The organism is Coprococcus sp. LG101-27 (genome assembly GCF_027695515.1).
GTDB classification, from domain to species: domain Bacteria; phylum Bacillota; class Clostridia; order Lachnospirales; family Lachnospiraceae; genus Allocoprococcus; species Allocoprococcus comes.
Genome location: NZ_JAQEUJ010000001.1, coordinates 469147 through 483481 on the forward strand (window position 1 = coordinate 469147; position 14335 = coordinate 483481).

General features: G+C 41.3%; 18 protein-coding genes. 16 read left to right on the forward strand and 2 right to left on the reverse strand.

The genetic code is table 11. The features are described from left to right. Positions 1–5: 5 nt before the first annotated feature. Genes minD through PG766_RS02310 form a run of 5 tightly spaced genes read left to right on the forward strand, consistent with a single transcriptional unit; the run spans position 6 to position 3540 of the window. Complete coding sequence (gene minD / locus PG766_RS02290) at positions 6–797, forward strand: septum site-determining protein MinD (RefSeq protein ID WP_117558341.1); 792 nt, start codon at positions 6–8, stop codon at positions 795–797. 11 nt (positions 798–808) lie between these two features. Beyond that, positions 809–1039: a cell division topological specificity factor MinE gene (locus PG766_RS02295; protein ID WP_022221008.1), complete on the forward strand. Its 231-nt coding sequence runs from the start codon at positions 809–811 to the stop codon at positions 1037–1039. Continuing rightward, positions 1036–2160 (forward strand): FtsW/RodA/SpoVE family cell cycle protein, encoded by a 1125-nt coding sequence (locus tag PG766_RS02300; RefSeq protein WP_055157102.1) that lies wholly within the window; start codon positions 1036–1038, stop codon positions 2158–2160. Before PG766_RS02295 ends, PG766_RS02300 begins: the two co-directional genes overlap by 4 nt. A gap of 14 nt (positions 2161–2174) precedes the next feature. After that, positions 2175–2570 carry a methylglyoxal synthase gene (locus tag PG766_RS02305; protein ID WP_008370250.1) on the forward strand — a complete coding sequence of 132 codons (396 nt, stop codon included), beginning with the start codon at positions 2175–2177 and terminating at the stop codon, positions 2568–2570. Beyond that, positions 2554–3540, forward strand: coding sequence for a D-alanyl-D-alanine carboxypeptidase family protein (locus PG766_RS02310; RefSeq protein ID WP_243014308.1), 987 nt, complete (start codon positions 2554–2556; stop codon positions 3538–3540). The genes PG766_RS02305 and PG766_RS02310 overlap by 17 nt, the downstream gene beginning before the upstream one ends. A gap of 122 nt (positions 3541–3662) precedes the next feature. On the opposite strand, the gene PG766_RS02315 is transcribed toward PG766_RS02310, so the two are convergent. Beyond that, the gene (locus PG766_RS02315; RefSeq protein ID WP_022221010.1) at positions 3663–3869 is read right to left on the reverse strand and encodes a DUF378 domain-containing protein; all 207 of its coding nucleotides are present in this window, start codon (positions 3867–3869) and stop codon (positions 3663–3665) included. A 79-nt stretch (positions 3870–3948) separates the two neighbouring features. On the opposite strand from PG766_RS02315, the gene PG766_RS02320 reads away from it, so the two are divergent. From PG766_RS02320 to pepV, 10 genes are all read left to right on the forward strand, one after another. Next, complete coding sequence (locus tag PG766_RS02320) at positions 3949–4893, forward strand: TIGR01212 family radical SAM protein (RefSeq protein WP_118198277.1); 945 nt, start codon at positions 3949–3951, stop codon at positions 4891–4893. Positions 4894–4910: 17 nt separating this feature from the next. After that, positions 4911–6326, forward strand: a complete 1416-nt coding sequence (locus PG766_RS02325) for an HlyD family efflux transporter periplasmic adaptor subunit (RefSeq protein WP_118198276.1) — start codon at positions 4911–4913, stop codon at positions 6324–6326. Between the two features lie 17 nt (positions 6327–6343). Further along, the gene (locus tag PG766_RS02330; protein ID WP_008370261.1) at positions 6344–7042 is read left to right on the forward strand and encodes a YggS family pyridoxal phosphate-dependent enzyme; all 699 of its coding nucleotides are present in this window, start codon (positions 6344–6346) and stop codon (positions 7040–7042) included. A gap of 28 nt (positions 7043–7070) precedes the next feature. Further along, on the forward strand, positions 7071–7616 hold the full coding sequence (locus PG766_RS02335; RefSeq protein WP_008370263.1) for a cell division protein SepF: 546 nt from the start codon (positions 7071–7073) through the stop codon (positions 7614–7616). Between the two features lie 17 nt (positions 7617–7633). Further along, positions 7634–8410 (forward strand): YlmH/Sll1252 family protein, encoded by a 777-nt coding sequence (locus tag PG766_RS02340; protein ID WP_008370265.1) that lies wholly within the window; start codon positions 7634–7636, stop codon positions 8408–8410. Between the two features lie 25 nt (positions 8411–8435). Beyond that, complete coding sequence (gene lspA / locus PG766_RS02345) at positions 8436–8963, forward strand: signal peptidase II (RefSeq protein WP_118198275.1); 528 nt, start codon at positions 8436–8438, stop codon at positions 8961–8963. Next, positions 8953–9870, forward strand: coding sequence for an RluA family pseudouridine synthase (locus tag PG766_RS02350; RefSeq protein ID WP_118198274.1), 918 nt, complete (start codon positions 8953–8955; stop codon positions 9868–9870). Before lspA ends, PG766_RS02350 begins: the two co-directional genes overlap by 11 nt. A gap of 83 nt (positions 9871–9953) precedes the next feature. Then, positions 9954–10589 carry a cytidylate kinase-like family protein gene (locus PG766_RS02355; RefSeq protein ID WP_117558349.1) on the forward strand — a complete coding sequence of 212 codons (636 nt, stop codon included), beginning with the start codon at positions 9954–9956 and terminating at the stop codon, positions 10587–10589. A 143-nt stretch (positions 10590–10732) separates the two neighbouring features. Next, positions 10733–11182 (forward strand): D-aminoacyl-tRNA deacylase, encoded by a 450-nt coding sequence (dtd, locus tag PG766_RS02360; protein ID WP_055157091.1) that lies wholly within the window; start codon positions 10733–10735, stop codon positions 11180–11182. A 78-nt stretch (positions 11183–11260) separates the two neighbouring features. Further along, the gene (pepV, locus tag PG766_RS02365; RefSeq protein ID WP_117558351.1) at positions 11261–12628 is read left to right on the forward strand and encodes a dipeptidase PepV; all 1368 of its coding nucleotides are present in this window, start codon (positions 11261–11263) and stop codon (positions 12626–12628) included. A gap of 272 nt (positions 12629–12900) precedes the next feature. Here pepV and lexA read toward each other — a convergent pair whose 3' ends face one another. Further along, the gene (gene lexA / locus PG766_RS02370) at positions 12901–13521 is read right to left on the reverse strand and encodes a transcriptional repressor LexA (RefSeq protein WP_055157087.1); all 621 of its coding nucleotides are present in this window, start codon (positions 13519–13521) and stop codon (positions 12901–12903) included. 235 nt (positions 13522–13756) lie between these two features. Here lexA and PG766_RS02375 point away from each other — a divergent pair, with 235 nt between their 5' ends. Next, positions 13757–14176, forward strand: a complete 420-nt coding sequence (locus PG766_RS02375) for a LysM peptidoglycan-binding domain-containing protein (protein WP_055157086.1) — start codon at positions 13757–13759, stop codon at positions 14174–14176. The last annotated feature ends 159 nt before the right edge of the window (positions 14177–14335 follow it).

Sequence of the window (14335 nt, forward strand, 5' to 3'; positions counted from 1 at the left end):
GAAAAATGGGTGAAATTATTGTAGTGACATCGGGAAAAGGCGGTGTCGGAAAAACAACAACGACAGCAAATATAGGTGCCGGACTTTCAAGGCTCGGGAAAAAGGTACTGGTGATCGATACGGATCTGGGCCTTCGGAATCTGGATGTTGTCATGGGACTTGAAAACCGGATCGTATATAATCTGGTCGATGTGATCGAAGGTGGCTGCCGTTTGAAGCAGGCGATGATCAGTGATAAGCGTCATGAAAATCTGTATCTGCTGCCATCGGCACAGACAAAGGATAAGTCAGCGATCACACCGGAGCAGATGATCAAGCTTACAAATGAGCTTCGAGATGAATTTGATTACGTTTTACTGGATTGTCCGGCAGGAATTGAGCAGGGATTCCAGAATGCGATTGCCGGAGCTGACAGAGCATTTGTTGTGACAACGCCAGAAGTATCCTCCATTCGTGATGCTGACCGCATCATTGGGCTGCTGGAGCAGAATCACATGAAAAAACTGAATCTTATTATTAACCGTATCAGGATGGATATGGTGAAAAGAGGAGAGATGATGTCAGTAGAAGATGTGACAGAGATTCTTCCTATCGATCTGATCGGAGCAATTCCGGATGATGAACAGGTCGTGATCGGAACGAACCAGGGAGAGACGGTTGTAGATATGGATTCGCTGGCAGGAAAAGCATATACCAATATCTGCCGGCGTATAACCGGTGAAGAAGTACCATTTCTCGATCTGGATAAACAGGAAGGTCTGTTTTACAAACTTTCCCATATGTTTAAAAGAAATTAGGAGGATGTATCATGCATGTATTTGAAAGAGGTATGCACCATTCATCTGTCCGCATTGCAAAAGAACGTTTGAAAAGCCTTCTTGTTTCGGACCGGGTGCAGTGTCAGCCAGATACTTATGAACTTTTGTGCGGAGAATTATACCACACAATCGGAAAATACATGAAGATAACCGAAGATAATTTTAAAGTGGAAATAACACGTTCACAGATTAGAATCAACTTGACAGGAGAAAAATCGTGAGATTACCAAAAAAGACAAAACCTTATCATTTAAAAGATGTGAAATTCGGTCTGGTCATTTCTGTTATTGCTATATCGATTATCGGAGTTATGGTAATCGGAAGTGCAAAGCAGGCAGTACAGGGAAGACAGATCATAGGACTTGTCGCCGGAGTGATCCTGATGATCATTCTTTCGATGATAGACTATGTATGGCTTCTGAACTTTTACTGGATTTTATACGGGATCAATATCATTGCACTGGTATGTGTAAAGCTGTTTGGAACCAATGTAAATGGTGCACAGCGGTGGATCGATATCGGAGTGACGAATTTTCAGCCATCAGAGCTCAGCAAAATACTGGTTGTCGTATTCTTTGCAAAATTTCTGATGAATCATGAGGATGATCTGAACAGTGCTGCAACCATCCTGAAAGCAGTAGGACTGATTGCACCAACACTGATCCTGATCGTTCTTCAGCCAGACCTTTCAACAACCTTATCCATAGCGCTTGTCTTTTGTGCTATGATGTATCTGGCGGGACTGAGTTATCGATTTATCGGAACCCTGATTGCGATTCTGGTTCCGGTTACGATTATTTTTATCAGTATTGTTGTACAGCCAAATCAGCCATTTCTGCACGATTATCAGCAAAAGCGTATTCTGGCATGGCTGGAACCGCAGAAATATGCAAGTGATGAAGCTTACCAGCAGAATAATGCAATTATGGCGATTGGTTCCGGACAGCTTACCGGTAAAGGACTGAATAATAATACAACCACATCCGTGAAGAATGGAAATTTTATTTCTGAGCCACAGACAGACTTTATTTTTGCAATTGTAGGTGAAGAATTAGGTTTTGTGGGTTGCTGTATCGTGATTGGTCTGTTATTATTGATTGTAGTACAATGCATATTGATAGGACTCAGGGCACAAGATCTGGCGGGGCGGATTATTTGCTGCGGTGTAGCCGCGCAGATAGGATTTCAGTCGTTTATCAATATCGGCGTGGCAACAGGAATCTTACCAAATACAGGAATTCCCCTTCCGTTTGTTAGTTACGGACTGACTTCGCTTATCAGCTTGTATATGGGAATTGGCATTGTATTAAATATAGGGCTTCAGCCTAAAAAATATCAGTAAAAGGAGCTGAGAAAATGAATATCGGACTTATTGCGCATGACTCTAAGAAAACACTGATGCAGAATTTCTGTATTGCATATCGTGGGATTTTGAGCAAGCATGAGTTGTATGCGACCGGTACAACCGGCCGGCTGATCGAAGAAGTTACTAATCTTTCTATTCACAAATATCTTGCGGGACCGCTGGGCGGCAAACAACAGCTCGGTGCGCAGATTGCACAGAATGGAATTGATGCTCTGATCTTTCTTCGGGATCCACAGAATCCAAAGCCACATGAACCGGATGTAAATGATGTCATTCGTCTTTGTGACATGCACAACATCCCGATGGCTACCAATCTTGCAACGGCAGAAATCATTATACTTGCATTAGACAGAGGAGACTTGGATTGGCGTGAGATGTATAAGTAGAGCAAAAAGTGCCGCACTGGTATGTGTGGCATCGATAAGTCTGTTTACAGGTGGTTGCATCGGAGGAAAAGGAGCAACACCTGTGACAGCATATGAACTTAAAAATTATAATCAGGATTTATACCAGGGAAAGCTTTATGCAGAGGAGCTGTGTGTAGCACAAAATGATGTGGCGTTAGAGGGATATACAGAAGATACTGAATTGCACAGTGCTGCATTATTTGATCTTACAGGAGAACGTGTATTATATTCTTATAAAGCGCATGAACGACTGTATCCTGCCAGTACAACCAAGATCATGACGGCACTTCTCGCTATTGAGAATGCAAATTTGGATGACCAGGTGACGATCAGTGGAAACGCAGATGCATCCAGTTTTTCGGCGGATGCACAGGTGTGCGGTCTTGCGAAAGGAGAAGTCTGGACACTCAGGGATCTTTTGGGAGCTCTTCTTTTGTATTCTGGAAATGATGCAGCAACTGCAATCGCGGAATATGTAGGTGGATCAGAAGAAGCGTTTGTTAATATGATGAACCGCAGAGCCCAGGAATTGATGGCGAACGGGACTCATTTTATGAATCCGCACGGACTGCATGATGACAATCATTATACAACAGCGTATGACCTTTATCTGATATTTAATGAGTGCATAAAGCATGAAGATTTTGTAAATATCATACAGAGTGAAGCATATACCGCATATTATACAGATGTGGACGGTAACAGCCAGGAGGCGTTGTTTACACCGACCAATCTCTATGCGCAGGGAGAGGTGGATGTGCCGGAGAATGTTACGATCGTAGGCGGGAAGACCGGGACAACGGATGAAGCAGGATATTGTCTGATTCTGATGGAAAAAGATTCCAGTGACAATCCATACATATCGATTGTTATGGGAGCCTCAGAAAAACCGGTTCTGTATGAGGATATGACATCATTGATCGAGGCAATCCCGTCTGGTCAGCAGTAAATGTGGTGTGTGAATCTTATCGTATACACAAAAAGGGGCATCTCTTGTCTGGGAGCCCCTTTCTTTTTTTCAAGCATGTAGAAAATACACCGAGATGGTATCAGGTACATTACCTGGGCGTATTAAGATTCGGACATGGATCCGATTCTACCAAAAAGACTGATCAGGTAGAGTCCACACAGTCCGACGATCGTGTAGACGATACGTGAGAGCCATGACATGTTTCCAAAAAGCCAGGCAATAAGATCCAGACGGAATATACCGATCAGAAGCCAGTTCACAGCACCGATGATCACGACGGTGAGTGCTGTATTATCAAACCATTTCATGTAAATATCCTCCTTATACGATTCTATGCGGTTAGTATGTGTTAAAATTTTGTAATTATTCATAAATGAGAGGAAAAATATGTTATATTATAAATATTCGGATTACCTGAAAAACAAATATGGTGAAAAAGTATACAAGCTTCCGGTGAACCTTCCGGTCACATGTCCGAACCGTCTTAACGGAGATGGATGTGCATTCTGTGCCGGTGCAGGAACCGGATTTGAGGCAATGTCGGCTGCAGTTTCTGTCACAGAACAGTTGACACGGACCAGACAGATGATCACGAGAAAATACCATGCCAACAAATATATTGCATATTTTCAGAATTATACCAATACCTTTCTTCCTCCGGACAGATTTCGCAGTTATCTGATGGAGGCTACCAAGATTCCGGGTGTCGTGGAGATATCTGTTTCCACAAGACCGGATTGTGTTTCGGCTGAGTATCTTGATATTATGAGAGATATCCGCGCGATGACCGGAATTCAGATGAATGTAGAACTTGGATTACAGACAGCAAATTATCATACACTGCAGATGATCGACAGGGGACATGGTCTTGCAGAATTTATCGATGCAGTACTGCGGATTAAAAGATATACTGGTATTTCAATCTGTACCCATGTGATTCTTAATCTTCCGGGAGATACGGCAGCGGATGCAAAAGAGACTGCAAGAATCCTTACTGCGCTTGGTGTGGATATTGTGAAACTGCATTCGCTTTATATTGCCAGAAATACACGGTTGTGCGATTGGTATGAAAATGGTAAAATAACGGTATGTTCAAAGGAAGAATATTTTGAAAGAGTGATTACGTTTCTTGAACAGATTCCGGAAACCGTGGCAGTAGAACGAATGTTTTCAAGAATTCCTGAGAAAGATGCGGTGTTCTGTAACTGGGGATGCAGCTGGTGGAGGCTGAGGGACGAACTGCTGCAGAAGATGGAAGAGGAAGGCAGGTATCAGGGCAGGTGCTGTGATTATCTGAATGGTGCGGCACTATGTCTGTTAAAATCCGAATAGATTTGGAGGCTTGATTTTTGGCTGGGAAAAAGAAGAATACGGAGGTCGTCAGCCTCCAGAAATATAAACGAAAAGGACATTTAAATATTGGTACGATTCTGTTTGGAATTATTTTTTTGTATCTTGTTTTTACCGTTCTGATCTATTTTACAAAAGACAGAGTGAGTGTATATGAGGTACGGGAAGGAAGCATTTTAAAAGACAGGAATCTTACCGGAATAGTTCTCAGAAAAGAAACGGTGGTGAATGCTGAAAAAAGCGGATATGTCAATTATTTTGTAGACGATGCACAGAAGGTTGCACTTGGAACCAATATTTACACCATTACGTCTTCCAAGCTCGAGACACAGACGGATCAGGACAGCAATGAAGAAGTTTCCCTGAATGCAGATGAATGGAACAGTATTCTGCTGAAGGCACAGGGATTTAATGAATCCTATTCACCGGAGGAGTTTAAGACGGCATCAAATCTGAAAAGTGAAGTAACAGCGATCTTACAGAACAATACGACACAGAGCAGGGTTGCACAGCTGAATTCTATTCTGCAGTCCGGAAATGTAGATGCATTTCAAAGCCCGGATGACGGAATCGTGGAGCTTTCGGTAGATGGCTATGAAAATCTGACGACAGATAATATCACGGATGAGATGTTTGATAAAGCAAATTACAGTGTCACAGAGCTTTCAGGCAACCAGAAGATTGATGCAGGGCAGCCGGTATATCGCCTGGTCACAGATGAAGAGTGGACGGTAACGGTACGCCTGACCTCTGATCTGGCACAAACCTTCCAGAAAAAAATGAACGGGGAAGATTCCCTTTCTGTTGAGGTCAGATTCCTGAAGGATAATAAGGACCTGTGGGGAACTATGCGACTTACGGAAAAGAAAAATGATATTTATGTCAATATTACTTTTAAGGATTCCATGATCCGGTATGCAGATGAACGGTTCGTGAATATTGAACTGATCCTGGAAGACGAGTCCGGGCTTAAGATTCCGAAAACCTCGGTAACGGAGAAAGACTGTTATGCTGTTCCGATAGATTATATCACGAGCGGCGGGGCTTCTCAGAACGAAGGTGTCTACAGGCAGACGACCAAAAAAGGAAAGACGACAACGGAATTTATTCCGGTGACGATCATTAACGAGGATACGGAATCGGGTATTGCATATCTGGATACAGAGAATCTGAAAAAAGGAGATACTCTTTTGTTGCCGGAATCTTCCGATACGATGGATCTTTTGAAAACCGAAAGCATCAAAGGAGTTTATAATGTCAATAAAGGCTATGCTGTATTCAAGCAGGTTCAGATCCTGAGTGAGAGTGATGAATACTATATTATTGCAGAAGGAAACAGCTACAGTCTATCCAATTATGATCATATTGCCCTGAACGGAGATTCTGTTCGGGATAATCAGATAGTAAGTCAATAAGAAATGGAGTGAAAGAAATGATCACAGAAAACTTAAAAGATGTGGAAGCGCGTGTATGCGCTGCATGCGAACGCTCCGGCAGAAAACGGGAGGATGTAACACTGATTGCTGTCAGCAAGACCAAACCGGTAGAAATGCTGGAAGAAGCGTATGCTTACGGTTGCCGTTATTTTGGTGAAAATAAAGTGCAGGAACTGGATGAAAAATATGACATAATGCCAAAGGATATTCACTGGCAGATGATTGGTCATCTGCAGCGCAACAAAGTAAAATATATCATCGATAAGGCAGAGCTGATCCATTCTGTTGATTCTATTCGTCTTGCGGAAACAATTGATAAAGAAGCAGCGAAAAAAGGTATTGTTGTAAATGTGCTTCTCGAAGTAAACATGGCAAAAGAAGATACAAAATTCGGTCTGATGCCAGAGGAAGTTATGGATTTTATTCATGAAATTGTCAGATTTCAACACATAAAAGTACAAGGATTGATGACAATTGCTCCGTTTGTAGAAAACCCGGAAGAAAATCGTATACATTTTGCAAACTTACGAAAATTATCTGTTGACATTGCAAAGGAAAAAGTTGATAATGTTAACATGAGTATTCTTTCAATGGGGATGACCAATGATTTTGAAGTTGCTATAGAAGAGGGAGCCACCATGGTTCGGATAGGGACAGCAATTTTTGGCGAGCGAAATTATGCTCATCAGATTTAGATACCACAGATAGGAGTGTATAAGAAAAATGGGAGTATTAGATAAGTTTTTAGACGTTATGAAATTAAACGGCGACGATGATGAGTATGATGATGATTTCTACGATGAAGATGACGATTTTGAAGATGAGTCATATGAAGAAGAGAAGCCAAAAAAGAATATTTTTGGAAAGAAAGATAAACCGGCTGCTTACGAAGAAGAAGAGGAAGATTATCAGCTTAAAAAATCAGGTCGTTCAAATAAAGTCACCCCGATGCGCCAGCCTTCTACACGCAGAAATGCTCCTGCAATGGAAGTTTGTGTAATCAAACCAAACGCAATGGATGATACACGTGAGATTACAGAGACTCTTCTCGCGGGAAGAACTGTTATTTTGAATCTGGAAGGTATGGATCTTGAGATCGCGCAGAGAATTATTGATTTCACATCAGGATCTGCTTTTGCAATTGATGGTAATCTTCAGAAGATTTCAAGTTATATTTTTCTGGTAACACCGGCAAATGTTGATATTTCCGGCGATATGCAGGATCTTCTGAATACTTCGTTCGATGTGCCGATCCAGAACCGTTACTAGAAGAAAGAAGACAGGGTATGGAAAAAGAAGAGACTTTACTTCGTAAACGTCTGATTGAGCTGTCTAACAATGCTTATCAGAGAGGAATCATTATGTATTCCGATTTCCTGAACCTGAATGAACTGAATATATTACATACTACGCCGAAGGATTCTTTCCCTGTTCCATACAGGACCTTTGGCGGGTATGATCCGTCAGAGCGTCAGATGGCAGCATTTCTACCTGATGCTTTTTATATGTATATGGATGAGGAAAGTATCCGCAGTACATATCCGATCCGCATTCTGAAGATCAGTCCGCTACAGCCGAAATTTGCTGAGGAATTATCACACAGAGATTATCTGGGTGCACTTCTGAACCTTGGGATCACACGGGCAAAGACGGGAGATATTCTGATTCACGATAAGGAAGCTTATGTTTTTGTACATCAGGAACTGACGGAGTTTCTTGTAAAAGAACTGACCAGGGTACGTCATACAACCGTTCGTGCCGTAGAAGTAGAAAATGCAGATTTTAAATGGGAGCCAAAGTACGAAGAGATTAAGGGGACTGTTGCGTCAGTACGCCTGGATTCCCTTCTTTCACTGGCTTTTTCTTCGTCCAGAAGTAAACTTACTGCATTGATTGAGGCTGGGCGTGTATATGTAAACGGAAAGCTGATTACCAGTAATGGATATCATGTAAAGGACAATGATATCATTTCCGTAAGACAGATGGGACGTTTTCAGTACGAAGGAGTTCTTTCCGAGACAAAAAAGGGACGTTATTATGTTACAATCCGAAAGTATATCTAATGGCATTAGCAGTAAAGGAGAGCATATGAAGAACAGACCAGGGTTAAAACAATATATTTTTGCAGCACTTGGAATCGTAATCCTGGTGCTTCTGGATCAGTATACAAAGCTTCTGGCAATTGCACATTTGAAGGATCAGTCTGCATTTGTGTTGTGGAATAATGTTTTTGAATTGCATTATCTTGAAAACAGAGGAGCTGCATTTGGGATTTTTCAGAACCAGCGATGGTTCTTTGTCATCATGACCGTTGTGATCCTTGTTATTGTGAGCTGGTTTTATGGCAGAACTCCAGTAGAAAAAAGATATCTGCCACTCAGAATCTGTATGATCGTTCTGACAGCCGGAGCAATCGGGAATTTTATTGACCGTCTGACCAGAGGATATGTGGTTGACTTTTTTTATTTTTCACTGATTGATTTTCCGATTTTCAATGTGGCGGATATTTATGTGACTGTGACGTTTATCGTTCTGGTTCTGCTGATCTTTTTTTATTATAAGGACGAAGATTTTTCTATTTATTCGCGCAGACAGGAGCAGAAACATGCAGATTAAAGAATTTCAGAGTGAAGAAAATGCAGGGGAGAGAATCGACAAATTTCTCACAGAGAAAGTGCCGGAGCTTTCCCGTTCTTATATTCAAAAACTGATAAAAGAAAAAAATGTAAAGGTAAATTCCACAGTAATCAAATCCAACTATAAGGTTGCAAAAGGAGATCAAATTCAGATTACGATACCGGATTTGACGGAACCGGATATCCTGCCGGAAAATATACCATTGGATATTCTCTATGAGGATGATGATATCCTGGTGGTTAATAAGCCGAAAGGTATGGTAGTGCACCCGGCAGCAGGTCATTATACCGGAACTCTGGTCAATGCGATCATGTATCATTGCAAAGACCGGCTTTCAGGAATCAACGGTGTAATGCGTCCGGGAATCGTACACCGGATCGATATGGATACTACCGGTTCTCTTCTGGTATGTAAAAATGATACCGCACACCAGATCCTTGCAGAGCAGTTAAAAGAGCACAGCATTAAGCGGATTTATTATGCGATTGTACACGGTAATATCAAAGAGGATTCCGGTACTGTGAATGCGCCGATCGGACGCCATCCGATTGACCGGAAGAAAATGAGTATCAATGAGAAAAACGGCAGAAATGCAGTGACACACTACCGGGTCCTGGAGCGGTTTGGCGATTATACTTATATTGCCTGTGAGCTAGAAACCGGTCGCACACATCAGATCCGTGTGCATATGGCAAGTATCCATCATCCGTTGCTTGGAGACTGTGTATATGGTCCGGCAAAATGTCCGTGGACACTACAGGGGCAGACACTTCATGCGAAAATACTTGGAATTATCCATCCGAGAACGGGAAAATATATGGAATTTGATGCCCCACTTCCGGAATATTTTGAAAATTTATTGAAAAAACTACGCAAAATGTCATAAAAATCTATACATTTATTATGAATTGTTATATAATATGTATAGGATAATCATGGAATAATGACCTGCAAAGGAGCGTGACGTTTATGAGTAAAACACATACAATTATAACAATAGGTCGTCAGTTTGGAAGCGGAGGACGCGAGATTGGAAAACGTCTGGCAGATGAACTGGGAATTGAGTTTTATGATAAAGAATTGTTGTCACGGGCAGCAAAGGACAGTAAGATATGCAAAGAGCTTTTTGAGACACATGATGAAAAACCGACGAACAGTTTTCTCTATTCATTGGTAATGGATACATATTCTATGGGATTTGCATCCGGTTCTGTCAATGAAATGCCACTAAATCACAAGATTTTCCTTGCGCAGTTTGATGCGATCAAAAAGATTGCGGAGGAAGGACCGTGTGTACTGGTAGGAAGATGTGCGGATTATGCACTGGAAGAGCGGGATGATGTACTAAGTGTATTCATTCATGCAGATCTGGAAGACAGGATTAAAAATGTAGCAAAGCTGAATGAACTGACAGATAACAAAGCAAAAGATCTGATACATAAGACAGATAAACGCAGGGCAAGCTATTACAATTATTATACCAACAAAAAATGGGGCGATGCCGAAAGTTATGATATTTGTATAAACAGTTCCAAGTTTGGGGTTGACGGATGTGTGAAAGCTATCAAAGATTTTCTTGAATTAAAGGCAAGCTTGGAAGAGTAAGAACAGCGATTATAATGTTATAAGACGGGGGAAATAAAAATCCCCCGTTTTTTAGACCTGTAGCAAAATACTTATGTTCTGATAATTTCGGAACACAGGCATTATAGTGTCAAATAAAGAGAAGAAAGAGGAGACAAGAAAACATGAAATTTGTAATTCAGAGAGTAACACATGCCGAGGTTGCGGTAGAAGGAGAAGTGATCGGAAAGATTGGAAAAGGATTTATGGTGCTGATCGGAGTGGCACAGGATGATACCAGAGTGATTGCAGACAAAATGGTAAAGAAGTTGACAGGACTTCGTATTTTTGAAGATGAGAACGGAAAGACCAATCTTGCCCTGAAGGATGTGGATGGAGAACTTCTTCTGATTTCCCAGTTTACCTTATATGCAAACTGTAAAAAAGGATTCCGCCCAAGTTTTATTGAGGCAGGTGCACCGGATATGGCAAATGAACTGTATGAATATATTATTGAAGAATGTAAGAAAGTGATCCCGGTTGTGGAAAGAGGAAGCTTTGGTGCGGATATGAAGGTGTCTCTTTTAAATGACGGTCCATTTACGATCGTGCTGGATTCGGAACAGATTTGTTAAAATATTATTTGGTTTCTAAAGATGTATCGTGTATAATAGAATACAGATGGAATACACAAGAAAGTGGGGAATGTAATAATGAGTTATGAAGCATTAAACAGCAGGATTATGGAGATGAAGGATGAAATTCTTGCTGGAATTCAACAGAACATGAGAATTGAAAGCGTGCGTGGTGAGGCACAGCCAGACGCGCCATATGGTCCTGGACCGAAGGCTGCTCTGGAAGATGCCCTTGAACTTGGCCGCAAACTTGGCTTCAAGGTTGGGCAGGCAGACAATCGTATCGGCTGGGTAGAATATGGAGAAGGAAAAGAGATGGTAGGCGTTCTCGGTCATGTAGACGTTGTACCGGCTGGTGATACCGGCTGGACTTATCCTGCCTATGGTGCCGAGATCCACGATGGAATCCTTTGGGGAAGAGGATGTCTGGATGATAAGGGACCTATCATTGGATCGATTTATGCATTGAAGGCGATCCGTGACCTGAATCTTTCAATTGACCGTAGAATCCGTGTTATTTTTGGATCTGATGAGGAATGTGGCTCTTCATGTGCGGCGTATTACGTAGAGAACGGATATGAGATGCCGACGATCGGATTTACTCCGGATGCAGATTTTCCGGTTATTTTCTGTGAAAAAGGAACGACCGGTATCAAAGGTGGTTCTAAGGTTTATGACAAAGGGCATATCGAAGTGGAATATTTCGGCGGTGGAATCGCTGATAATGTCGTGATTCCAACTTGTAAACTGGTCGTAAAAGGAGACATTAAGGTAACAGAGACAGAAGGAATTACTGTGACGCATGAAAACGGAAAAACAATCGTTGAAGCGGTGGGAAGAAGTGCACATGGAAGTACCCCGCATCTTGGTGTAAATGCAGCAATTCTTCTTTTGAATGCAGTGAAAGAAAATGAATTTGGTGGAGAATTCCAGCAACTGATGGAATTTCTTCTGAAAGAGATCGGAACGGAGACAAATGGAGAATCACTGGGAGTACATTATGTGGATGAAGAAACTGGTGAGACAACCGTAAACCTTGGTATTGTTTATTATGATGGAGAAGAGACCTATTTTACATTAGATGTCCGTTATCCAAAAAATGCAGATCCGAAAGTTGTTGATGATACACTGATCAATCATATCAACAGTTACACATTCGATGTGCTCCGGAAAAATAACCACAAAATTCTCTATGTACCAAAAGACTCTGAACTGGTGACAAAGCTCGTTCATGTATATGAAGAAGAGACTGGCGAGCACCTGGAACCACTTGCAATCGGTGGTGGAACTTACGCAAAGAAATTCCCGAACATGGTTGCATTCGGACCGGTATTTCCAGGTGAAGCAGACGTGATCCATCAGCCAGATGAACATGTGGAAGTAGAAAAGCTTCTCCGTGCACTGCAGATTACGGCAGCAGCAATGTACGAACTTGCAAAAAAATAGTAGAAAACAGTACTGACTGAATCATCTGAATATGTCATATATAGATACGAGCATCGAAGGGTGAGCTGTTCAATGGAACAAAAGCCGGATAAGATGACAGGTTGAGAATACCTGTACATCTTATCCGGCTTTTTTGATGCATTAAAAAAATATTTATGATAGTAAGAGAAAAAGGGATATGGAGAAGAACATATATAAAAAACAGGTGAGTACTTGCAAAAAGCACCTCTATCTGAGATGCTTCTGCAAGTGTACTCACCTGTTTTTTTAAATTAACGGAAGAAGCGCATAACAGCAGCAACTTTCCCTAAAATCGTAACATCTTCAAGGATAAATGGTTCCATTGCATCATTCTCCGGCTGAAGACGGATCACACCTTCTTCTCGGTAAAACGTCTTTACCGTTGCACCGTCATCAATCAGAGCAACAACCATGTCACCGTTCTCTGCAGTTGCCTGCTTTTCCACAATGACATAATCTCCATCCAGTATACCGGCATTTATCATACTTTCACCCTGAACTTTCAGCATAAAGAGTTCTTTATTTGATGAAATATATTCAGTAGGAACAGGATAGTAATCTTCAATATTCTCCTGTGCAAGAACTGGTTCTCCTGCAGCTACATGGCCTACGATCGGAATCTGAACCATCTCACGTCTTGTGAGATTAAATGAATCATCCAGAATCTCGATTGCACGTGGTTTGGTTGGGTCACGTCGTATGTATCCGTTCTTCTCAAGAGTCTCGAGATGAGAGTGTACAGAAGAAGTTGACTTCAGATTCACAGCATCACAGATCTCACGTACAGCCGGTGGAAAACCACGTTGCAGGATCTGGGACTTAATATATTCAAGTATCTCTTCCTGCTTCTTACTAATATTACCTTTACTCATAAAAGACCTCCTAAATCTGTATCTATATCAATTTGAATTATTATCTGAACTATTAAAATTATCATATCATACAGAAGAAAAAATAGCAAACAAATGTTTAGAAAATACGTTCGATTTACATATTGACAAACGTATGTTCTTGCTGTATATTGGTAACAGAACAGTTGTTCGAGAACATGCTTTCTGGTATATAGGAGAACTGAAAAGATTACAGAAGAAAAGGGAGGTCATTATCATGAGATCAGAGAAAAGAAAAGATATGTATGCAGATCGATATCATGCAGGAGCAAAAGGACAGAAGCACTGTCATTATGCAAAGCACCGTAAGACGAATTCTATCAGACGGTTTGTGACAGGGATTGCGGCTCTGGTGATGGTTATGTCATTGAGTTTTGGATTTGGAAGCTTTTTCTCCAGTGCGCACGATAGCAAAGCTGAAGAACCTTCCGGAGAGAGATATTATAAAAGTGTCCAGCTTGAAAAAGGGGATTCACTCTGGAGCATTGCACAAAGATACAGACGAACAGAAGATTCCATATATGAATATATGGATGAGCTGGCAGAAGCAAATCATTTAAGTTTAAAAGACAGGAATAATCTCCAGGAAGGAGACTATCTGGTTGTTTCGTATTATGGAGATGATTCTGTTTATTAAAGACCATCTGTGCTGTCAGGTAGCAGCGAATAATCTGCCTGACAGCACATTATATACACTCTATTTTTATAAAAGTCTAAAAGACTAAGACATTCTTAAGGTCTCTAACCAAGATCCCATCGCTCACCCCGTCTTAGTCTTTCCGGACTTTTTAATTTT

Excerpts from the sequence above, each read along its gene's own strand:
- PG766_RS02320 (WP_118198277.1), top strand. The coding sequence starts at position 3,949 with ATGTTATATTATAAATATTCGGATTACCTGAAAAACAAATATGGTGAA.
- PG766_RS02315 (WP_022221010.1), bottom strand. The coding sequence starts at position 3,869 with ATGAAATGGTTTGATAATACAGCACTCACCGTCGTGATCATCGGTGCT.
- PG766_RS02295 (WP_022221008.1), top strand. The coding sequence starts at position 809 with ATGCATGTATTTGAAAGAGGTATGCACCATTCATCTGTCCGCATTGCA.
- dtd (WP_055157091.1), top strand. The coding sequence starts at position 10,733 with ATGAAATTTGTAATTCAGAGAGTAACACATGCCGAGGTTGCGGTAGAA.
- lspA (WP_118198275.1), top strand. The coding sequence starts at position 8,436 with ATGAAGAACAGACCAGGGTTAAAACAATATATTTTTGCAGCACTTGGA.
- pepV (WP_117558351.1), top strand. The coding sequence starts at position 11,261 with ATGAGTTATGAAGCATTAAACAGCAGGATTATGGAGATGAAGGATGAA.
- PG766_RS02335 (WP_008370263.1), top strand. The coding sequence starts at position 7,071 with ATGGGAGTATTAGATAAGTTTTTAGACGTTATGAAATTAAACGGCGAC.
- PG766_RS02340 (WP_008370265.1), top strand. The coding sequence starts at position 7,634 with ATGGAAAAAGAAGAGACTTTACTTCGTAAACGTCTGATTGAGCTGTCT.
- PG766_RS02305 (WP_008370250.1), top strand. The coding sequence starts at position 2,175 with ATGAATATCGGACTTATTGCGCATGACTCTAAGAAAACACTGATGCAG.
- PG766_RS02375 (WP_055157086.1), top strand. The coding sequence starts at position 13,757 with ATGAGATCAGAGAAAAGAAAAGATATGTATGCAGATCGATATCATGCA.
- minD (WP_117558341.1), top strand. The coding sequence starts at position 6 with ATGGGTGAAATTATTGTAGTGACATCGGGAAAAGGCGGTGTCGGAAAA.
- PG766_RS02350 (WP_118198274.1), top strand. The coding sequence starts at position 8,953 with ATGCAGATTAAAGAATTTCAGAGTGAAGAAAATGCAGGGGAGAGAATC.
- PG766_RS02355 (WP_117558349.1), top strand. The coding sequence starts at position 9,954 with ATGAGTAAAACACATACAATTATAACAATAGGTCGTCAGTTTGGAAGC.
- PG766_RS02330 (WP_008370261.1), top strand. The coding sequence starts at position 6,344 with ATGATCACAGAAAACTTAAAAGATGTGGAAGCGCGTGTATGCGCTGCA.
- lexA (WP_055157087.1), bottom strand. The coding sequence starts at position 13,521 with ATGAGTAAAGGTAATATTAGTAAGAAGCAGGAAGAGATACTTGAATAT.